The sequence below is a fragment of the Corynebacterium sp. LaCa78 genome (assembly GCF_046717505.1).
GTDB lineage: Bacteria > Actinomycetota > Actinomycetes > Mycobacteriales > Mycobacteriaceae > Corynebacterium.
The window spans coordinates 246,021-265,563 of record NZ_CP177112.1; the positions used below are offsets into that span (position 1 = coordinate 246,021).

The following is a 19,543-nucleotide window of genomic DNA, read 5'->3' on the forward strand; positions in this document are numbered from 1 at the left end:
AGAAATAAGTAAGGTGGCGGGCATGAATGATTTTCTTGCCCGCACCGAGGAGGGCACCGCGGCCTTGACCCGCGCGGTGTCCGAAACTTTTGCTGATGTCACCGACCCAGCCCGGCGCACGCCGCGGGGCTGGCGGCGTTTTGCGTACCTAACGCTAGGCGAGTCCACGGTGTGGGCCCGCCTCTTTGGCTGGAAGAAGGCCCATGCCGCCACGAGCGCGCCGCTTCTGCCGCTATTGGCAGCGGAGGCGCAGGACCCTACCCTGAGCCCCGCCCTGCTGGCCGGCGCGGTGGGGCAGGCGGAAAAGTCGCGCCGCTTGCACCGCCCCTCCCTCCTCGGGGTAGCTGGCGTTAGCGCTAGCCACGCGGCGTATTCGTGGGTGCTTTATCGGCGCGGCGCGCGCAACGATGCCCGCGGGTGGGGCCTGCGCGCCATCGCTTGGGTAGCGGCGATCGTCGCTGCGCGCAAGCAGCCCACCCGGACCGCGGTAGCGGTCGGCGGCGCGGCGGTGCTCACGACCTCGGCGCTGGCGGGCGATCCGTGCCTGCGCACCGATGCGACGAAGGGCTTGAGCCACGGCGCGAACCTCTTGGTTGCGGCGGAAGGCTTGACGGCGCTGCGGGCGCGGCTGTCTTTTGCTGAGTCTCAGCAGAAGACGCGGATACTGAAGAAAAACAAGAAACATCCCAAGCCCACGAAGGTGGCCCGGGCGGTGGGCGCGGCGGAGGCCGGCGCCTTTGCCCTGGGGCACTTCCTGCTAGTCGATGCCCTGACTAGGTAAGGCCCTGACGAGGTAAGCTCCGCTCCGGCTGCATGCTCGGCCCATAAGATAGCCGGCGGTGCACCACCTCGAGGGGCCCGCGCAGGCCCAGCGCCTCGAGCACGCAGGCACCAATTACGGTCACCAGCCACACGCCGCAGGCGAGGGCGGCTTGGCCGAAGGCGCCTAGCTCGTGGCCGTAGTCCAGCGTGAAGGGGTGCACGATAAGGAAAAACAGTATCGACTGGCCCACATAACCGCTCATGGATCGCTTCCCCAGCGCGACGAAGGGCCACAAGAGCACGGGCACGGAGGCACCGGCCGCTATCCGTTCTTGCACGGGCTGCAGGATAAGCGCGAGCCCGGCAAGGATCCCCGGCCCGGTTAGCACGCCGAGGGTGGAATTGGCGCTACTGGCGGCGTTCGCCCAGCGCTGATCTATGACCCCGAGGGTGCCCAAAGACCACAGCGTGCCAATGACCAGCGTTACGGCTGCGGCGATGGCCACCCAGCGCAGGAGTTGGGGGCGGTGAGAGGGGACATCGGCAAGCACGCCCTCGCGCGCCCACACAAAGCCCACCAGCATGACCGGCAGGTACATCAGCACGATGAGCGGGGCGGAGATGATCTGCGCGCCGAGGGTGAGAAGCTGGCTTAGCAGCAGGTCACCATAGGAATTCACGGTGCCGATGGCATCGACGGGGATATCGAGCCCGCCGTCCACCGCGGAGAAAATTAACGTTGCGATGCCGAGCACCGTCAGCGCCCCAAGCGCGATATAAGAAATCTTGCGCAGCGTAGAATTGTGCAGCGTGAGCAGCAGGGCAATGACTATGCCCGCTATGCCATAGACAAACATGATATCGCCCCAAAACAGCAGCACCATATGCACCGCGCCCAGTAGCGCGAGGAAGCCATAGCGCTTGGCGATGACCCTCCTCGCCTCCCGCAGCGGAAATCCCCGCCGCCACAGGCTCATCGCGATGAGCCCCACGCCGAAGCCCAGCAGGGTAGAAAACATGGGCAGGCCGCGGTTGTGCACGAAGAAAGCGCCGAAGACGACGGCGATTTTATCCAGCACGCTGTCATTGAGGATGCCGCCGAAATACGCGCCCGGCCGGTCTTCTGTGATGATCCACGCGGTGGTCATATTCGCTATCGCGATGCCTAAGAGCGCCATTCCGCGCGCCGCATCGGGCACGATGAGGCGGGTGCTTGCCATTAGATTTCGCACCTTTCTGCCAGGCTGGCGCGAATGGGGCGCGCCAACTGGGTCATGCGGCGGCGCCCGCGCAGCTCGATGGATTTCATGACGGTCCAGCGGGCCTGCTCCGCCTCGTTGGCGGTCTTTAGGGTGGCGGCGTTGGTCAAGACCTGGCCGGGGGTGTCCTTGGCCATTTCGGTTAGGCGGGCGGCCTCATTGACGGCATCGCCGATGACGGTGTACTCGAAGCGATCCGCGCCGCCGATGTGGCCGGCCACCACGTGGCCGGAGGCGACGCCGATGCCGGCCTGCAGCTCGAGCCCGCGCAATTCGCCGCGTAGCTCGCGGGCGGCCTGCAGCGCCATCGAGGTCGAGTCGTACACGTTGAGCGGCGCGCCAAAGACGGCGAGGGCGGCATCGCCCTGGAACTTATTGATGATGCCCTTATTGCGGTGCACTACCGTCACGACGTGTTCGAAGAATTTATTGAGCTCCGTGACCACTTCTTCGGGCGAGTGGTTGACAGCGAAGGTGGTGGAACCGATGACATCGATAAATAGCACCGCGACCTTCCGGTCCTCGCCGCCCAATTCGGGGCGCTCATCAAGGGCGCGCTGGGCCACCTCGGTGCCTACGTAGCGGCCGAAGATATCGCGGACACGCTGGCGCTCGCGCAGCCCGCGCATCATCTCATTGAAACCTGCCTGCAGGACGCCGAGCTCGGATCCATCGTAGATATCGACCTCGGCATCGGCCTCGCCGCGGCGCACGCGGTTAATTGCATCCTGCAATTCTACGATGGGATCGACCACGCTCATGATGGCGAAGCTGGTGCCGATAAACCCGGTGGCCAGCGCGGTGAGCGCGAGCGCCACGATGGCCGGAATAATCTCGCTAGCGTCGCCGGAGAAGAGCCTGGTGTGCTGGCCCAGCAGCACCAACACGATGCCGAGCAGCGGCACCCCGGAGGTCATCAGCCAGGTGGAAAACAGGCGATACTTGATGGGTGGCTCGACGGTGGAATCTTCAAAGCGGCGGGCGACGGCCTGCGCGGCGACGGGCCGCACGAGGCGCTCTGCCTGCAGGTAGGTCAAGATGATGACCACTAGGCCCGCCAGGGTGGTGGAGACACCCACGACGAGCCCGAGCCGCCCGGATTGCCCGCTGGAGATAGCCACCGTCAAGATGATGCCGATGAGCCAGACCGCGGCCGCGACCAGGGATTGGTACACGGGGATGCGCAGCACGAGGGTGCGCACCATATTTGGATCGTGCGCATCGGGATTGCGCTGCCAGTCCAGCACGGGGCGGAAGAGCAGCAGGGTAGCGGCGATGCCGATGATGACGGCAAAGATGAGGTAGACCGCCGCCACTCCCTTCAGGTTGGGTAACTCGGCGGCAAAGTCCTCGATTTCCGGCATGGGCAGGAAATAGAGGATGAAGGTCATGATCGCGATGGCGCCGATGAGATTGGCGCCCAAGACCAAGGCAGCGTATACCGGCCATTGGGTTCCCATAAGCCAACGAGCGCCACGCAATAGTCTGTTCATAACTACTTACTGTAGTAAGACCAGTAGGCTAGAGCGAGTGAATACGGGAAGCGTTGCGCAACGATTGGCAGATACCCCAGGTGTGGCCCGCACTATCTTGGGTGCCGCGCGGGCGGCGCGGGGGATGCCGGGGGCAGATCCGCGGGCGATGAGCCATTCCTGGCTCTTTACTGGACCTCCCGGCTCTGGGCGTTCCTTGGCCGCAATCGATTTCGCGGCCGCGCTCATGTGCACCGATCCAGAGGAACCGGGCTGCGGAAAATGCGAGGCCTGCCGCGCCGTGCTGGAGACTAAGCAGCACACGGATTTGGTCTTGGTGGACCCGCAGGAGGTCATCATCCCGGTGGATACGGTGCGCGAGGTCATTGGGCGCGCCGCGAGCTTGCCCACGGTCGCCCCGTGGCGCGTGGTGATCTTCAATAACGCGGATCGCCTCAACAATAACGGCGCCAACGCGCTGCTCAAGACGGTGGAGGAGCCGCCGGAGCGCACCGTGATCATCATGTGCGCGCCTTCCGATGCCCCCGAGGACTTCTCCCAAACCCTCCGCTCGCGCTGCCGGCACCTGTACATCCCCTCGCCGTCGGTGGACAATATCGTTGCCCAGTTGGTGAGCGAAGGCGCCTCGGATCACGATGCCCGCCTCGCCGCCGTCACTTCCCTGCGCCACGTGGGCAGGGCGCGCCACTTGGTAGCAGATCCGACGGTGCAAAAGCGCCGCGCTGTGGCCATCAACCTGGCCGAGGACATCTTCCACGAATCCCAGGGCTTTCAGGCGGTGACCTCGCTTCTCAAGCTGGTGGATGCGGAGGCGAAGGAATCGCACAAGGAGGAAGAAGAAGCGGAGCTGGCCAAGCTGGAAAATACCTTTGGCGTGGGCGCGAAGGGCAAGGGCGCGGCGAAGGCGCAGCGCGATGCCCGCTCCGCCATCAAAGACTTGCAGGAACAGCACAAGAAGCGGGCGAAGCGGCGGGTCATCGATAACCTCGATTTGGTGCTCGTCGATCTCTCCGGAATCTACCGCGACGCGCTGATGACAAAGGTGGGCACGCAGGTGGAGATGACCCACCCGGATTTCGCGGGGCTATCCGGCGAACTGGCGCAGCGGGTGAGCGAGGAGGGCCTCTTGGAGTGCCAGTCCGCCATTTCTTATTGCCGCGAGCAGCTGACCCAGAACGTGGGCACGCAGATTGCCTTCGACGGCTTGGTGGGCAGGTTGCGGCGGGCCTGCCTCTAAGGCCGGTCTTTAGCGCCGGCCCGCCAAAAACCGACCCTGAGCCCCGATTTCTTTTCCGCGCCACCCCTGCGATAGAATCGCCAGTGCTGCTTAAGCAGCGCGCCGCCTTAGCTCAGTCGGTAGAGCATTTCACTCGTAATGAAAAGGTCGCGAGTTCGATTCTCGCAGGCGGCTCCATTTTTTATATGTGCGGGTTTCTTCCTTAATATAAACTCTCCTTCAATAGACGCAGGCCATATGGCCTCGATGAGAGAAGGAACGAGACACTGCTTATTGCTACCGTCGCAGCAGAAATCCTCTTTTGGGCGTGCCTTATTCTGGGCGGTGTTCTCCGATACATCGTCAAGGCCCCAAGAATTGGACTGGCATTCTTTATCGCTACGCCAATTATTGACATAGTCTTGTTAATTTTCTCATTTTTCACTCTGCATACTGACGGCGAAGCGGGATTCATGCACGGTTTCGCAGCTTTTTATATCGCATTTTCGCTGGTCTTTGGCGGTGACATCATTCGCGCAGTTGATCGGAAACTCAGTGGGAGGTCGAAAACCGAGTCTGGGAATCAGTCCGATAATAATTTAAGAAAATCCGTATATGCCAGTGCGGTGACGGCTGCGATCCTTATAGTTAGCATCGCGGTGGTAGGGCTAAACGGCAGCTTCTGGTTGATTTATTGGCTTATTGCCGTGCTCTTTACCCCACCGATGTGGTGGGGCATTGAAAAATTTAGTCGCCGTGCTTAAGTAGGCGCGGAACCACCTTGCCGGTGGCATTGCGCGGTAGCTTGGATAGGAAGTGTACGTCGCGGGGCACGGAGTGCTCGGCGAGCTTATCGTGCACCCAGGCGCGGATGGCATCGGCAGTCAGATCGCGGCCGGCGGCATCGGCAGTAGGCACCGCCCAGACGGCGATGCGGCTGAAGGTCTCGCTATCCTCCACGCCACCCGCGTGCACCTCATCGATGCCGGGCATGGCCTCGAGCACCTCGGTCACGGACTGGGGGTGGACATTCTCGCCACCCACGATGATCATGTCATCGGCCCGGCCCACGACGTGGAGGAAGCCCTGCTTGTCGATGTACCCCAGATCACCGATCGACAACAATCCATCGACCCGATTGAGCTTGAGCTTGGGGTTGGTATAGCCGGTCATGGCGGTGGAATTGGTGAGGTAGATTTCGCCCACCTCGCCGCGGGGAACGGGGTAGCCCTCCTCATCGAGGATGCGAAGCTTGGTGCCATTGGCTACCTTGCCCACCGCATCAGGGTTTTCTGCGACCTGTTCCATCGTGGCCGTTGAGGCAAGAGCAAGCTCCGTGGAACCATAAACGTTGCACAGGATGGGGCCGAAGCGCGCGTTGGTGTCCTTGACCACCTGCGGGGTAAGGGCATTGCCGGCGGAGGCGATGAAGTTCAGGCTAGAGGTATCGAAAGCGCCCTCGGGATCGTGATCCACCAAGCGCTTGAAAAAGATGGGGGAGGAGAGCATGCCGTCGAGGCGGTAGCGTTGGACATCATCAAGCACCTGCTCCGGTTCAAAAACGCGGCGGGTGACGATGGTATTGCGCAGCCCCAAGGCAATATTGATGCAAGCCCAGCCCCAAGTGTGGAAGATGGATGCCGTCATCTGCACGCGCTGATCGGCGCGCCACGGGATATTGCCCACGATGGAGGCGAGGACAACCGGCAAGGTCGGCTCGGGGCGGACGATGCCCTTGGGGATGCCGGTCGTGCCGGAGGACATCAGCACGATGGGGCCGTGCTTGGGAAAGGCGGGCAGCTCGATATCCAGGGGGTTCTTCACGATCTTATCGAGCGTGGGTAGATCGCTTGCCCCCGTATCGTGGGCGATGATGACCGGGATATCGAGGTTGGGATTGACGCGGTCGATGAATTCATCATCGATGACGAGGACGTTAATGCCATTTTCTTCGATGCAGCCGGCGAGCTGCTCTGGGGAAGAACCGACATTGAGCAGGTAGATCCCGGCACCGGCGTAGCCCTTGGCGCCCAAGGGAATGATGATGCCTCGGCCGTTGCGGGCCATGACGCCGAGCCGGATTTCCGGCAGTTCCAGGGACTCTAGGTAGCGGGCGAAATTCTGCGCGTGGGATCGCAACTGGCGGTAGGTGAGGGTGCCGTCGTCATCGATAAGCGCGAGGCGATCGGGGCAGGTTAAATAGGCCTGCTCGATTTCGCGCGCCGTGGTGAAGCGGTAGCGCGCGAGGTTGGGCAGGAGCTTGATCTGCCCGCTCAGCCCGCCTTGCCGGGTAATCAGCCCCGATTTGAAGAGGGCAGGGAAGAACTGGCTGAGCGCGGACGCGTGGAAGGAAACATCAGACAATTTCATGAAAGAGATAACTCCGAAAAGGCGAAGATAACAAAAATATAACTACGATCGATATCGTTAGAAGGAAAGATGATGTTGCTTCTAACTCGAAAAATGTTACTGGAGTGACTAATCTACACTTAAGTTACAAGGTTTGAAGAAAAGGTCCCTCAATGAAATCCCTAAAACTCAAGGCATTTTCGGTCGTCGCTTCCGCGATCGCGGTGGTGGGCGTGGCGGTAGCGGCGCCGCAGGCTAGCGCGGCGGAGCGCAATCTCGTTTCCTTCGGTGACTCGGTCATGGCGGATCCGAACGGCGGAGAATACTTGAAGGACCGCTTCAATCCAACGCGGGTCATCGGGGAAAACTGCCCCACCTCCTTCAACTATGCGAAGCGGGCTGGCGCCAAGATGGGCCTGCCGGTGCGCGATTTCTCCTGCTCTGGTGCGGTGTCGATGTCCAATGGCCCGCAGATCTGGCAGCAGGTTGATGCCGCCATCGGATCTGGCGCGCTGACCCCAGATACGGCGCGCGTGTTGATTACTACCGGCTTCAACGACACCTATAACCACCGCGATCTGAACATGGATCAGATCCGCCGGGAATTTACGGATCGCACCGCCCCGCAGGTTGAGCGGATTAAGCACGCCGCGCCGAATGCCCGCATCCAGATCGTGGGCTACCCCACCATCGGATCGGGTCCGCACTACTGCCTCGTTCACGTTGGCCCGACGCCGCTGGATTCGACCTTCCTGCCCATGGTTCAAGACTACGAGAATAAGGCGCAGTGGATGCAGGTTGATCTGGCGGCACGCACGGGCGTGCAGTTCCTGGATATGAAGCCATCGACCCGTAATAACGGCATGTGTGCCAATGCGAATGACCGCATGTGGGCAGGTCTGGTGGACTTTACGGCGGGTGCGGGTAACCTGCCCATCCATATGAACCAGCGTGGCCACGAGCATGCGGCCAATGTGATTGCGGCTTCCTAGCAACCATTTTCATTACCGCGGACATATTGAAAATGTAGGTATGGTTGTGGACATGACTGTAAAAGCTGTTATTGCCCGCTCTAAGGGTGCGGAAGTTGAGACCGTAAATATCGTCGTTCCCGATCCCGGCCCCAATGACGTCATCGTGCGGGTGCAGGCTTGCGGTGTATGCCACACCGACTTGGCCTACCGCGATGGTGACATCGAGGATGCCTTCCCCTTCCTGCTGGGCCACGAGGCGGCAGGCGTGGTGGAGACCGTAGGTTCTGCGGTCACCCACGTGGAGGAGGGCGATTTCGTCGTCCTGAACTGGCGCGCGGTGTGCGGCGAGTGCCGCGCTTGCAAGAAGGGTGAGCCCAAGTACTGCTTCAATACCCACAACGCGTCCGCTCGCATGACACTCGCAGACGATGATCCGGACGCCGGCACCGAGCTCACGCCTGCGCTGGGCATCGGTTCCTTCGCGGAGAAGACCCTGGTCCACGAGGGCCAGTGCACCAAGGTTGATGAGATGGATCCTGCCGCTGCTGGCCTGCTGGGCTGCGGCATCATGGCTGGCCTCGGTGCTTCCGTTAATACCGGCGATATCCAGCTGGGCGAGTCCGTGGCCATCTTCGGCTGCGGCGGCGTTGGCGTGGCAGCGATTGCCGGTGCGAAGCTGGCGGGCGCGGCGAAGATCATCGCCGTAGACATCGACGAGTCCAAGCTGGAGACCGCGCGCGAGTTCGGCGCCACCGACACCATTTGCTCGAAGGGCATGTCGGAGCAGGAGGTCATCGATGCGGTGCGCGATCTCACCGGCGGCTTCGGCACGGATGTTTCCATCGACGCGGTGGGCATCCAGCCGACGTGGCGCCAGGCCTTCTACTCCCGCGATCATGCCGGCCGCATGGTGATGGTGGGCGTGCCTAACCTGACCGATCACGTGGACATCCCGGCCATCGATCTCTACGGCCGCGGCGGTTCCATCAAGCCGGCTTGGTACGGCGACTGCTTGCCGGAGCGCGACTTCCCCGCATACGTTGCCCTGCACAAGGCCGGCAACTTCCCGCTGGATAAGTTCGTTTCTGAGCGCATCGCGCTTGACGATGTCGAGTCTTCCTTCCAAACTATGAAGGACGGCAAGGTACTACGTTCGGTGGTGGAATTTTAATGCAGATTGAAAGCACAGTAACTTCTGGCAAGTTCCGCTTGGATGGCGGCGAATGGGACGTGGACAATAACGTCTACGTGCTTGGCGATGCCTCCAGCGTCTACATCGTCGACCCTTCCCACGACCTCGATGCCGTGGCAGAGCTGGTGGGCGATCGCAAGGTTGAGGGCATCATCTTGACCCACGGCCACAACGATCACTGCGAGCTCGCGCCGGAGGCGGCGAAGCGCTTCGACACGGATGTCTACATGCATCCGGACGATGACATGCTCTGGCGAGAGGCGAATGGCGATGCCCACTACATCGACCTAGCCGATAACGGCCAGTTCGGCATCAACGGTGAGAAGATCACTGTCTACCACACACCGGGCCACTCGCCGGGCTGCGTTGTCCTCTACGTCGATGGCACCCTGCTGTCTGGCGATACCCTGTTCAACGGCGGCCCTGGCGCGACGGGGCGCAAGTACTCGGACTTCGATGTCATCATCGAATCCCTGCGCAACGTCGTATTCAACCTGCCGGATGACACGAAGGTCTTGCCGGGACACGGCGATGCCACGACGGTGGGCGCGGAAGCGGCGCGTATCGACGAGTACATCGAGCGCGGCTACTAATAATCGCGCAAGTACTCCCCGTAGCCGGATTTGAGGAGGGGCTGGGCTAGCGCTTCCAGCTCCGCCTGCGAGATGAATCCGGCTTCATAGGCTGCCACTTCGGGGGAACCGATGACGATGCCCGTCCTTTTTTGCATCACCTCTACGTAGGCGGCGGCCTCGCTCATGGAATCGACGGTGCCGGTATCCAACCACACGCTGCCGCGGTGGAGGCGCTGCACGCTCAGCGCGCCGCGGCGCAGGTAGGCCTCGTTAATGGAGGTGATCTCGAGCTCCCCGCGATCGCTAGGCGTGATGGACTTAGCGATATCGATAACCGAATTATCGTAGAAATACAGCCCGACGACGGCGTGATTAGACCGCGGTTCCTCCGGCTTTTCTTCGATGCTCAGTGCTTGACCAGCTCGGTCGAATTCCACGACTCCGTAGCGCTGCGGATCCGATACCTCATAGGCGAAGATGATGCCGCCCTCTGGATTGCGGCACTGGCTTAGCTCCCCGCCGAAGCCGTGGAAGATATTATCGCCGAGGACCAGCGCAACGCCGTCATCACCAATGAAATCCTCCCCAATCAAAAAGGCCTGCGCCAACCCTTCTGGGCGGGGCTGGACGGCGTAATCGATCATCAACCCGAGTTGGGATCCATCCCCGAAGAGCCTCTGAAAGGCCCCAGCGTCCTCTGGGGTGGTGATGATGAGGATCTCCCGAATGCCCGCTTGGATGAGCGTGGTCAACGGGTAGTAGATCATCGGCTTGTCATAAATGGGCATGAGCTGCTTAGAGATGCCCTTAGTGATGGGATAAAGCCGCGTTCCGGATCCACCGGCAAGGATTATTCCTTTCATCGCTACTCCTCGCTGGCCTCTGCGGTCTCAGCGGTTTTGGCGGTTTCTGCGGCGCTGGGCTCGCTGGTATTGCCAGTATCGCTGGGCTCACTAGGGTACAGCGCGAGGTACAAGGCGAGTGCGGCCCGCCAATTCTGCGGGGAAAAGCCCGTGGCCTCGATTTTGTCTAGGGCAAGCGTTGATTCTTTGGGCCGTGGTGCTTCGGGGCCAGCGATTTCCCGATACTGTTCGGTGCTTACCGGCGTGACCTCTGATGGGTCATGGCCCAAGCCGATGAATACGGACATCGCCATTTCATCGCGCCCGACGGTATCGCCAGAATTGGAAATATTATAGATTCCGTACTCGGGCTGGGTGTGCAGGAGATGCGCGATGCCCTTCGCCAGATCCTCGGCAAAGGTGGGTCGCCCGCGCTGGTCATGAATGACCTTCGGCTCTTTATCGGCTTCGGCGAAGCGGCGCATGGTGGCGATGAAGTTTGGGCCATCGCCAAATACCCACGAGGTGCGCACGACATAATGCTGCGGTGCGGTCTGCGCGGCGGTTTCGCCCGCGGCCTTCGACGCCCCGTAGGCGGAAAGGGGCGAGGGAATCTCGTCTTCGGTATGCAGCTCCTTAGAACCATCGAAAATGTAGTCGCTGGATACGTGCACGAAGGTCAGCTGGTTTTCGGCAGCGATGCGGGCGAGCTTGGCCGGCGCGTCGGCGTTCACGGCCCAGGCGGCGGCGCGATCGTCCTCAGCGCCATTGACGTCGTTGTAGGCGGCGCAGTTGATGATGGCCTCGTATTGCTTCCACTGGCGCTGCGGGGGATTGGTGATGTCGAACTCCGCATGGGTGCAGAACTCGGCATTCTTAAGAACCCGCTTCAGCGCCCTACCGAGCTGGCCATTCGCACCGGTAACGAGGATTTTGCGGGGAGGCATGGGGGCTACGTCGGCAAGCGCAGGCAGGTGCTTATCCTTTTCTGATACCTCACGCGGTTCGAGGGGCCACTCCACGGCGCCGAGGTTGATTCCGGTATAGCGCGCCTCGGGGGACCAGTGCTCGTTGACCAGGTAGGAGTAGGAAGTTTCCTCGAGCGCTTGAAAGCCATTGGCAACCCCGCGCGGTACAAATATGGCGGTCTCCGGACCCACTTCATGGGTGACGATTTCCCCAAAGGTTTCCGATCCTTCGCGGAGATCGCACCAGGCGCCAAAGATCTTGCCGTGCGCGACGGAGACGAGCTTGTCCCAGGGCTCGGCGTGCAGCCCGCGCGTGGCACCAGTGCGGTTAAAAGAAATATTGTTTTGCACCGGCTGGAACGAAGCCAACTCTGGCGCGGCCTCGCCAAGCTTTTCGCGCTGCCAGTTTTCCTTGAACCAGCCACGGTTATCCCCGTGCACGTCCAGCTCGATGATGCGTAGGCCTTCAATGGCGGTGTTGTGTACCTGCATAATTACTGTCCTTGCTCTTTATAGCGGGCTTCTACAGAATCCTTTTGGGAGCGCCACCACGTTTCGTTATCGCGATACCAGGCGATGGTATCTTCCAGACCCGCCCGGATATCGGTATAGCGGGGCTGCCACTCTAATTCGCGGCGTAGCTTGGAGGCGTCCATGGCATAGCGCTGGTCGTGGCCGGGCCGGTCCGCCACGTGCTCGTACAGGGCTCGACCTCCCTGGGTATGTCCCATGATTTCGCAGATTATCTCGATGATGCGCTTATTATCGATGTCCGGCTGGTCAGCGCCGATATTATACGTTTCACCGATCCGCCCTTCCTCGATGATTTTTAGCACCGCCGCGTTGTGATCATCGACGTGGATCCAGTCTCGAACCTGCTCGCCCGTGCCGTAGAGCTTGGGGGTATGCCCGGAGAGGATATTGGTGATTTGGCGCGGGATGAACTTTTCGATGTGTTGGTAAGGCCCGTAATTATTTGAGCAATTAGAAAGGGTGGCGCGCAGGCCAAAGGATCGGACCCATGCCCGCACGAGGTGATCGGAGCTCGCCTTGGTGGCCGAATAGGGGCTGGAGGGCGCGTATGCGGTATCTTCCGTGAACTTGGTATCCGCCCCAATTTCTAAGTCCCCGAAGACTTCATCGGTGGAAACGTGGTGAAAGCGGACATCGTATGTCCGGCAGGCCTCTAGAAGGGTATAGGTACCCACCACATTGGTGTGGATAAACGGGGAGGGATCCCGCAGGGAATTATCATTATGGGACTCGGCTGCGAAGTGCACGACGATATCCGCCTTGGCGACGAGCGGATTCACCACCGTAGGATCCGCGATATCGCCCTCCACTAATTCCACATCGAGCCCCGCAAGGTTATCCCGGTTGCCGGCATAGGTCAGCTTATCCAGGACGGTGATGCGGGTATCTGGGCGCACCTTGGTCATGAGGCGCACGAAATTGGCGCCGATGAAGCCGGCGCCGCCAGTAACGAGCATGGTGTGCATGAGTCTCCAGTGTAGGGCAGTCCGTACAAGCGCTGCGCGTGGCCAGCCCCAAAACGCTTGTACACGCACTTCTAGGCCGCACGACATGATCGTACGGCCTGAAGGCACGGTAGCGGGTGGATAGTAGGGCATGCTCACGCTGCGCCGGGAGGTGGTGGACTAGGTGGTGAATCCGTCCCGGAAGTGTGTGGCGAATAGGCCGGGGAACTGGGTGGTGAATCCACCGGTTCATGAGGCTGAGCAGGCGGGTTAGCGAGCTTGCGCGCCGGGGCTTGCTCTGCAGCGGGGGAGTTATTGAGCTCCACCGAAGGAGAAAGCCCTCCGGTATGCGCTGAGCGGTAACCCACCCGGCCCGTTTCTGGGTCTCTTTCCGCATGCCCCATGCCATTGCGGCCATCGCGGTTATCGTTATTGTCCACGTGGTGCCGGCGGCAGAGCAGAGTGAGGTTCTGGAGGTCTGTAGCTCCCCCGTGGGACCACGCCTGCAGGTGGTGGACATCGCAGTCTTGCCACGGCCGGTTGCAGTCTGGGTGGGTGCACACGATTTCACTGGCGGCGAGCGCCAGCTTTTGCCACAGCGACGCGGTGCGCTTGGTGCGGCCGAGCTCGAGCGGGAAGCCTTTGTCATCGACGGCGCAGAAAAAGTCGTTCCGCGCAGCGCCCAAGCGGAGAAGATCGAGCGGGGATAGGTCGATTCCCACGCTCGTGGTGAAGCGAGTATCGCTGTTCATCGCTTGTAGCTCTTCAAGGGTAGTGGCCACGAAGAAGGATCCGAGGCCGTCCGATTTCTTTTGGCCTGCGGATAAGTAGCTGCCTAGTGCCGCGGTCAACTGATCCGCCATGCGCTGGGCATAGGTACGCGTATCGTCTTCGGGGCTCAGGCTCTCGCTGCCCTTATTCTTGGCAGGGGCGAAGGCACTGGCCAGGACCGCGGCGGCAGAGGCATCGAGGTAGCCGGAGATGTGCACGCCACCGTCCGCATCTTGGTGAGAAATGCTGAAGCGGCGCTTGCGGGTGGCCGCGTGCGGATCGCGCTTCCCGGAGGGATCCACGGCATGCTTATTCGCCTTGCGGATGGCCTGACGCAGCCAATCCCGCAGGGATTCATAGGAGCGGCGCTTGGCCTCTTCCAGGGCCTTATTGCGCAGCTCCCATGGCCCAGGAACCGCGAACTTATTGAGGTTGCGCAGTTCCCGTTCGATGAGGTTGAGGACGCGCTCTGGGATAGGGTCTTCCTCGAAGAGCTTCTTGCGGCGCTGTTCTTCCGCGCGGCGCTCACGATCGGCGCGGCGGCGCGCTTCCTCCTCGGCTTTCTTTTGCGCCGCCGCGTCTGCCTCGTCATCCTCTGGCGGGGGAGTAGGTTCAGGATCCTCGATGGGAGCAAAGAGGTTCTTGCCATTGCGCAGGCGGGCGGCGGCCTCAGATTCCGTGAGGCCAAGGCGGGCGACTAAGTAATCCTTGGCCTTAGAGGAGCCGACCCGCCTGCCGGCATCATCGCGCTCTGCAATGAAGGCAAAGGCGGCATCGATGGTGGATTTATTGCCCAACGCCCGCTCTAAATGTTCGAAGTTGGGGTGGAGCAACTCGAAGGAGAGATCGTCCGGATTCTGCATAAGGTTGCGCAGGCGCGTAAGTCCCGCAGCCACATCTGAAATGGCTGTATTGATTTCCGTGTGCTTGGCAGTTTCCATGGTTCCCTCCTTCCTGTTTCGCTTTCATGTTCTATTGTAATCCAATAAAACGCCAGCGCAACAGCAAGAAAGGAATTGGTCAATAGACTGTACATTCCCCACTTAAACGGGCCCAGCCGCAACCAAACGCAAGCAACCCCCCACCAAACAGCGCCCAAAACCACTAATCCGGAAACTTGGGCAACGCTGTTTCATCGAGCCATGCGGCAACGGTGGCATCGAAAAGAGCGGCGTCCGGCGCAGCCTCACGGAAGGCGGAGAGGAGATCGGAGGGCTCGACCACGGAGTGCTGATGCTGGGTGAGGTAAAAGGAGAGGGTGGGGAAGAAGGCATCGCCAAGCAGCCGGTGAATGGCGTGTACCGCGAGGGCCCCGCGCTTGTACACGCGATCATCGAACATATCGCGCGCGCCCGGATCAGAAACCTTGATGTCTTGGCGCTTGCGGGACAGGACCTGATAATGCGAGCGCGCCGCCTCGCGCGCGGATGCGCCGCCCTTGTGCTCACCCCACAACCACTCGCTGTAGCAGGCAAAACCCTCATTGAGCCAAATATCCTTCCACTCAGAAAGGCCAACGGAATTGCCAAACCATTGGTGGGACAGCTCGTGTGCGATGAGCCGCTCAAAGGCGTGATCACCCTTCACATGGTTGGAACCAAAGATGGACAGGCCTTGGGCCTCGAGGGGAATCTCCAGCTCATCCTCGGTAATGACGACCTGATAGGTGGGGAAGGGATAAGGCCCGTAAATAGAGGAGAAGAAATCCACCATCTCCTGCTGCTGGGAAAATTCCTCCCGCACGCGCTCGCGCAAGAACGCCGAGGCCCACGCCTGGGTATCAGGCCCCAGCGAATAAGAAGAAAACTCTCCTACCTGCACCGTTGCCAGGTACGTGGCCATGGGGTGGCGAGTGCGGTAGTGCCACCGGGTGGTGGAACCGCCGGCCTTGCGGGAGACCAACTCGCCATTGGAAATGACGGTAAAGGGGCTATCGGCGGTGATGATGATGTCATACGGAGCCTTTTCTGAAGGCGTGTCATCGCACGGGAACCAGCTGGGCGCGCCATTGGGCTGGCTGGCCACCAATGAGCCGGATTCGGTTTCCTCCCACCCAATTTCGCCCCAGGTGGTGCGGATGGGGCGCGGGCTGCCGCCGTAGCGAATGTGCAGCTCAAACTCGGTACCGGCAGAGATCTCGGACGCAAAACGCAGACGCAGCTTCCCGGAAGATTGGCGGAACTTAGCCACCCGCGGGGCATGCTTGGCGGTCACGCGCCGGGCCACCATCGCCCCGCCGAGGTCCAAAGTTAAGGAGGTCAGCTCTTCCACCGCGCGCACGCTTAAAATGGCCTCACCCTGCAGCAGGTTAGGCTCCACGCGGTAGTTCAAGTCCAGCGTGTAGTGGGTGATTTCAAAACCAAGGTTGAAGTCCACGCCGGTATAGGGATCAGTATGCGCACGCGAAAAGGCGGTAGGAAGCAATGTCATAATATTGCGATCCTACCGCCCGTCACGCGCAGCCGAAATTTAGCTATTGAATGCCCGCTCGAATACTGGCCAAGAATCCTTCAGATCCTCTTTCCAGTGCGGCCACGAGTGGGTTCCGGTATTGCGGAAGTTGTAGGTGGCTGGCACTCCGGCCTGGTCAAGCTTGGCCTTGAAGTTGTGGGTGCAGTAGTTCACCCCAGCTTCGATGCCGCCGCCCTCAACCTGCAGGGTAGAAGACCCACGGATGGCATCTTCTTGGTCCAGACCCATAGAGCGCAGGTAGCTATAAGTGTCCTCTTCACTTGCCAGGCCGGAACCGGAAGAAATGTATAGCTCGGTACCGTGCAGCTTATCGGCGTTCATCATGGCGTCGTTGTAACGGTTGGTCTCAGAGCCGTACGGGCCCCACATCTGGTCCACGCTGCCGCCGCCGCGGTTGACGGTCAGCTCTACGGCCTGGCGCTCCAGCGGGTAAGCGGTAGCGGCACAACCGGCGTATGAGCCCACTGCATCGTAGAAGCCCTGGTTGTGCTGAGCTAGCAGCAAGGAAGAGGTGGCGGACATGGACATGCCCGCGATGGCGCGGTGGTTATCGGCATTGATGTGCTTCTCGATGGCCCCCGGCAGCTCCTTGGTCAAGAAGGTCTCCCACTTTTGTGGTCCCTTGAGGAAGCCCGAATTCGGCTCAGAGATCCAGTCGGTGTAGTAGGAGAAAGCGCCGGCCTGCGGGACGACGACGTTGACGTCCTTCGAGTGGTAGAAATCAACGGCATCAGAAAGCTTCAGCCAATCCATGTCTTGTTCTGCCCCGCCTGCGCCATTGAGCAGGTAAATGGTTGGGCGGTTTTCGCTCTTGGCGCGGATGACGGCTAGCGGAATCTTCCGGTCATTCATTGCCGGTGAGGTTGCCTCGAGCTTTTCAACGCGCGCATCGTCCTTGTACTTCTTGTACCAGGACTTACCCTCGATTTCCGGGGTAGGCTCCAGCGGGGAAATCGTGGACTGTGCGGCATCGCCCGCCACCTGCTGCGGGGTCAGCTCGGCCGCGCCTGCCACGGGGGCATAAGCCAAGCCCGTGCAAACCGCAGCTGCCGCGAGGACAGAATTGAGACGCTTCATGGTGCTTCTTTCCTGTAGGGAGTGGACTCGATAACTATACTTCGGCCGCGAAAAATCGGCATGTTGAGGGAAGTATATTTAGTATTCCTACATGTAGACCTAACCATTAATAGTGCCCAATAAACGCCTGGCGGTAAAGACTTTCACTGATGTGGGGGAATAGTGGGGGTAGGCATACCTTCATTGCCTTTTCTGCTATCAATAATAAGTAACGCTGGGACAACTGAGGTTTCTATGTCATAATTTCCCAATGAAGCACGGCGTGACGCGGTTGGCACCTGTAATAACACACCTGTAATAACATCAGTAACGGCTGCGTTAGTGCTTTTAGTGTGAAAAGCTAAGCAGCGAGATTGTCTACTCGCGCCCCATCAAGAGAAAGAACTTCAATGAACCTTTTTGACTCCGCCCTCGTGTCCTTCAATGAATTCATTGGGCCATTCATCCACTCTGCAATGGATGCATATTCCAAGCTGCTAGCATCCTTGGGCGTGATTTAAGTCCAAGATTGCTTAAGGGCCCTGCGGAGGTGTATCTGCTGCTTGCCGATGCCCCCTTGCAGGGCCCTTTCCCTATCCTCACCGCGGCTTGGGGTGGGGTGCCCCCAAGTGTGACCAATTACGCGACATTCAGGACAAAGTTACGTATCCTGTAGGGCGTGACTAACGAACATTATGACGTAGTAGTACTCGGTGCGGGCCCTGGCGGCTACGTTGCCGCCATCCGTGCAGCTCAGCTTGGAAAGAAAGTCGCTGTTATTGAAAAGCAGTACTGGGGCGGAGTCTGCCTCAACGTAGGCTGTATTCCCTCCAAGTCGCTGCTGAAGAATGCAGAGGTTGCCCACACCTTCAACCACGAGGCGAAGGCTTTTGGCATCTCCGGCGATGTTTCCTTTGATTTCGGTGTAGCCCACAAGCGCTCCCGCAAGGTTTCTTCGGGCATCGTCAAGGGCGTTCACTACTTGATGAAGAAGAACAAGATCACCGAGATCAACGGTCTGGGTTCCTTCAAGGACGATAAGACCATTGAGATTACTGAGGGCGATGACGAAGGTAAGACCGTTACCTTTGATGACTGCATCATCGCCACCGGCTCCGTGGTCAAGTCCCTGCCTGGCGTTGAGCTCGGCGGCAATATCGTCTCCTATGAGGAGCAGATCCTGAACGAGGAAGCACCGAAGTCCATGGTCATCGTGGGCGCCGGCGCGATCGGCATGGAGTTTGCTTACGTGCTGGCCAACTACGGTGTGGACGTTACCATCGTGGAGTTTATGGACCGCGTCCTGCCGAACGAGGACAAGGACGTATCCAAGGAGATTGCCAAGCAGTACAAGAAGCTCGGCGTTAAGCTCCTGACCGGTTACAAGACCACCTCTGTAAAGGACAACGGCGACGATGTCACCGTTGAGGTGGAATCCAAGGATGGCTCCAAGCAGGACACCTTGACCGTGGATCGCGCCATGATCTCCATCGGCTTTGCCCCGCGCGTTGAGGGCTTTGGCCTTGAGAACACCGGCGTTGAGCTGACTGAGCGCGGTGCCATCGACATCGATGACCGGATGCGCACCAACGTTGACCACATTTACGCCATCGGTGACGTCACCGCGAAGCTGCAGCTGGCCCACGTGGCAGAGGCGCAGGGCGTTGTAGCGGCAGAAACCATTGCTGATGCAGAAACCCAATTCTTGGGTGACTACAACAACATGCCGCGCGCTACCTTCTGCAACCCGCAGGTTGCATCCTTCGGTTACACCGAAGAGGCAGCCAAGGAGAAGTTCCCGGATAAGGACATCAAGGTTGCTACCTTCCCGTTCTCCGCAAACGGTAAGGCAGCCGGCCTGAATGAGACCGCCGGCTTTGTGAAGCTTATTGCTGACGGCGAGTTCGGCGAGCTCATCGGCGGACACATGGTGGGCTCCAATGTTTCGGAGCTCTTGCCTGAGTTGACCTTGGCGCAGCGTTTCGACCTGACCACTGAGGAAATCGGCCGCAACGTACACACCCACCCGACCTTGTCTGAGGCCATGAAGGAAGCCGCCGAAGGTATCAGCGGCCACATGATCAACCTCTAAACAAGCGTCCCCCTATACCGCATAACGGCACCGCAGCGTTCTCC

At 60.1% G+C, this 19,543-nt stretch carries 16 protein-coding genes and 1 tRNA gene; 8 read left to right on the top strand and 9 right to left on the bottom strand.

Annotated elements, in window-relative coordinates:
• The first annotated feature begins 22 nt into the window (after positions 1–22).
• Entirely contained in the window at positions 23–781 is a 759-nt protein-coding gene (locus tag ACLI1O_RS01260) for a hypothetical protein (RefSeq protein ID WP_239275269.1), read from the top strand.
• Here ACLI1O_RS01260 and ACLI1O_RS01265 read toward each other — a convergent pair.
• On the bottom strand, positions 774–1,982 hold the full coding sequence (locus tag ACLI1O_RS01265) for a DUF418 domain-containing protein (protein WP_239275271.1): 1,209 nt from the start codon (positions 1,980–1,982) through the stop codon (positions 774–776). The two genes, ACLI1O_RS01260 and ACLI1O_RS01265, sit on opposite strands and share 8 nt — an antisense overlap.
• A complete protein-coding gene (locus ACLI1O_RS01270; protein WP_239268910.1) occupies positions 1,982–3,514 on the bottom strand; it encodes an adenylate/guanylate cyclase domain-containing protein in 1,533 nt (510 codons plus the stop codon). The genes ACLI1O_RS01265 and ACLI1O_RS01270 overlap by 1 nt, the downstream gene beginning before the upstream one ends.
• A 37-nt stretch (positions 3,515–3,551) precedes the next feature.
• Between ACLI1O_RS01270 and ACLI1O_RS01275 the strand changes: the two genes are divergently transcribed.
• The 3 genes from ACLI1O_RS01275 to ACLI1O_RS01285 all read left to right on the top strand — a co-directional run bounded on the left by ACLI1O_RS01275 (position 3,552) and on the right by ACLI1O_RS01285 (position 5,494).
• Positions 3,552–4,751, top strand: a complete 1,200-nt coding sequence (locus tag ACLI1O_RS01275; protein WP_239268908.1) for a DNA polymerase III subunit delta' — start codon at positions 3,552–3,554, stop codon at positions 4,749–4,751.
• A 101-nt stretch (positions 4,752–4,852) separates the two neighbouring features.
• Positions 4,853–4,928, top strand: a tRNA-Thr gene (locus tag ACLI1O_RS01280).
• Between the two features lie 224 nt (positions 4,929–5,152).
• On the top strand, positions 5,153–5,494 hold the full coding sequence (locus ACLI1O_RS01285; protein ID WP_239268906.1) for a hypothetical protein: 342 nt from the start codon (positions 5,153–5,155) through the stop codon (positions 5,492–5,494).
• On the opposite strand, the gene ACLI1O_RS01290 is transcribed toward ACLI1O_RS01285, so the two are convergent.
• Positions 5,478–7,100, bottom strand: coding sequence for an AMP-binding protein (locus ACLI1O_RS01290; RefSeq protein WP_239268904.1), 1,623 nt, complete (start codon positions 7,098–7,100; stop codon positions 5,478–5,480). The genes ACLI1O_RS01285 and ACLI1O_RS01290 overlap by 17 nt on opposite strands.
• A 152-nt stretch (positions 7,101–7,252) precedes the next feature.
• On the opposite strand from ACLI1O_RS01290, the gene ACLI1O_RS01295 reads away from it, so the two are divergent.
• The 3 genes from ACLI1O_RS01295 to ACLI1O_RS01305 are packed head-to-tail and all read left to right on the top strand — an operon-like array spanning position 7,253 to position 9,838.
• Complete coding sequence (locus tag ACLI1O_RS01295) at positions 7,253–8,071, top strand: GDSL-type esterase/lipase family protein (RefSeq protein ID WP_239268902.1); 819 nt, start codon at positions 7,253–7,255, stop codon at positions 8,069–8,071.
• Positions 8,072–8,123: 52 nt separating this feature from the next.
• Positions 8,124–9,224 (top strand): S-(hydroxymethyl)mycothiol dehydrogenase, encoded by a 1,101-nt coding sequence (locus ACLI1O_RS01300; RefSeq protein ID WP_239268900.1) that lies wholly within the window; start codon positions 8,124–8,126, stop codon positions 9,222–9,224.
• A complete protein-coding gene (locus tag ACLI1O_RS01305; RefSeq protein ID WP_411706904.1) occupies positions 9,224–9,838 on the top strand; it encodes an MBL fold metallo-hydrolase in 615 nt (204 codons plus the stop codon). The genes ACLI1O_RS01300 and ACLI1O_RS01305 overlap by 1 nt, the downstream gene beginning before the upstream one ends.
• Here ACLI1O_RS01305 and rfbA read toward each other — a convergent pair.
• From rfbA to ACLI1O_RS01335, 6 genes are all read right to left on the bottom strand, one after another.
• Positions 9,835–10,683 (bottom strand): glucose-1-phosphate thymidylyltransferase RfbA, encoded by an 849-nt coding sequence (rfbA, locus tag ACLI1O_RS01310; protein ID WP_239268896.1) that lies wholly within the window; start codon positions 10,681–10,683, stop codon positions 9,835–9,837. The two genes, ACLI1O_RS01305 and rfbA, sit on opposite strands and share 4 nt — an antisense overlap.
• Positions 10,684–10,685: 2 nt before the next feature.
• On the bottom strand, positions 10,686–12,122 hold the full coding sequence (rfbD, locus tag ACLI1O_RS01315; RefSeq protein WP_239268894.1) for a dTDP-4-dehydrorhamnose reductase: 1,437 nt from the start codon (positions 12,120–12,122) through the stop codon (positions 10,686–10,688).
• Between the two features lie 2 nt (positions 12,123–12,124).
• Positions 12,125–13,129, bottom strand: a complete 1,005-nt coding sequence (gene rfbB / locus ACLI1O_RS01320; protein WP_239268892.1) for a dTDP-glucose 4,6-dehydratase — start codon at positions 13,127–13,129, stop codon at positions 12,125–12,127.
• A gap of 134 nt (positions 13,130–13,263) precedes the next feature.
• Positions 13,264–14,820 carry an HNH endonuclease signature motif containing protein gene (locus ACLI1O_RS01325; RefSeq protein ID WP_284849724.1) on the bottom strand — a complete coding sequence of 519 codons (1,557 nt, stop codon included), beginning with the start codon at positions 14,818–14,820 and terminating at the stop codon, positions 13,264–13,266.
• Between the two features lie 163 nt (positions 14,821–14,983).
• Positions 14,984–16,309: a M1 family metallopeptidase gene (locus tag ACLI1O_RS01330; RefSeq protein WP_239268889.1), complete on the bottom strand. Its 1,326-nt coding sequence runs from the start codon at positions 16,307–16,309 to the stop codon at positions 14,984–14,986.
• A gap of 39 nt (positions 16,310–16,348) precedes the next feature.
• Complete coding sequence (locus ACLI1O_RS01335; RefSeq protein WP_239268888.1) at positions 16,349–17,428, bottom strand: alpha/beta hydrolase; 1,080 nt, start codon at positions 17,426–17,428, stop codon at positions 16,349–16,351.
• Between the two features lie 658 nt (positions 17,429–18,086).
• Between ACLI1O_RS01335 and lpdA the strand changes: the two genes are divergently transcribed.
• Positions 18,087–19,499, top strand: coding sequence for a dihydrolipoyl dehydrogenase (lpdA, locus tag ACLI1O_RS01340; RefSeq protein ID WP_239268886.1), 1,413 nt, complete (start codon positions 18,087–18,089; stop codon positions 19,497–19,499).
• Positions 19,500–19,543 lie beyond the last annotated feature (44 nt).

Excerpts from the sequence above, each read along its gene's own strand:
- ACLI1O_RS01260 (WP_239275269.1), top strand. The coding sequence starts at position 23 with ATGAATGATTTTCTTGCCCGCACCGAGGAGGGCACCGCGGCCTTGACC.
- rfbA (WP_239268896.1), bottom strand. The coding sequence starts at position 10,683 with ATGAAAGGAATAATCCTTGCCGGTGGATCCGGAACGCGGCTTTATCCC.
- ACLI1O_RS01270 (WP_239268910.1), bottom strand. The coding sequence starts at position 3,514 with ATGAACAGACTATTGCGTGGCGCTCGTTGGCTTATGGGAACCCAATGG.
- ACLI1O_RS01300 (WP_239268900.1), top strand. The coding sequence starts at position 8,124 with ATGACTGTAAAAGCTGTTATTGCCCGCTCTAAGGGTGCGGAAGTTGAG.
- ACLI1O_RS01325 (WP_284849724.1), bottom strand. The coding sequence starts at position 14,820 with ATGGAAACTGCCAAGCACACGGAAATCAATACAGCCATTTCAGATGTG.
- ACLI1O_RS01290 (WP_239268904.1), bottom strand. The coding sequence starts at position 7,100 with ATGAAATTGTCTGATGTTTCCTTCCACGCGTCCGCGCTCAGCCAGTTC.
- ACLI1O_RS01265 (WP_239275271.1), bottom strand. The coding sequence starts at position 1,982 with ATGGCAAGCACCCGCCTCATCGTGCCCGATGCGGCGCGCGGAATGGCG.
- ACLI1O_RS01305 (WP_411706904.1), top strand. The coding sequence starts at position 9,224 with ATGCAGATTGAAAGCACAGTAACTTCTGGCAAGTTCCGCTTGGATGGC.
- ACLI1O_RS01330 (WP_239268889.1), bottom strand. The coding sequence starts at position 16,309 with ATGACATTGCTTCCTACCGCCTTTTCGCGTGCGCATACTGATCCCTAT.
- rfbD (WP_239268894.1), bottom strand. The coding sequence starts at position 12,122 with ATGCAGGTACACAACACCGCCATTGAAGGCCTACGCATCATCGAGCTG.
- ACLI1O_RS01335 (WP_239268888.1), bottom strand. The coding sequence starts at position 17,428 with ATGAAGCGTCTCAATTCTGTCCTCGCGGCAGCTGCGGTTTGCACGGGC.
- ACLI1O_RS01295 (WP_239268902.1), top strand. The coding sequence starts at position 7,253 with ATGAAATCCCTAAAACTCAAGGCATTTTCGGTCGTCGCTTCCGCGATC.
- rfbB (WP_239268892.1), bottom strand. The coding sequence starts at position 13,129 with ATGCACACCATGCTCGTTACTGGCGGCGCCGGCTTCATCGGCGCCAAT.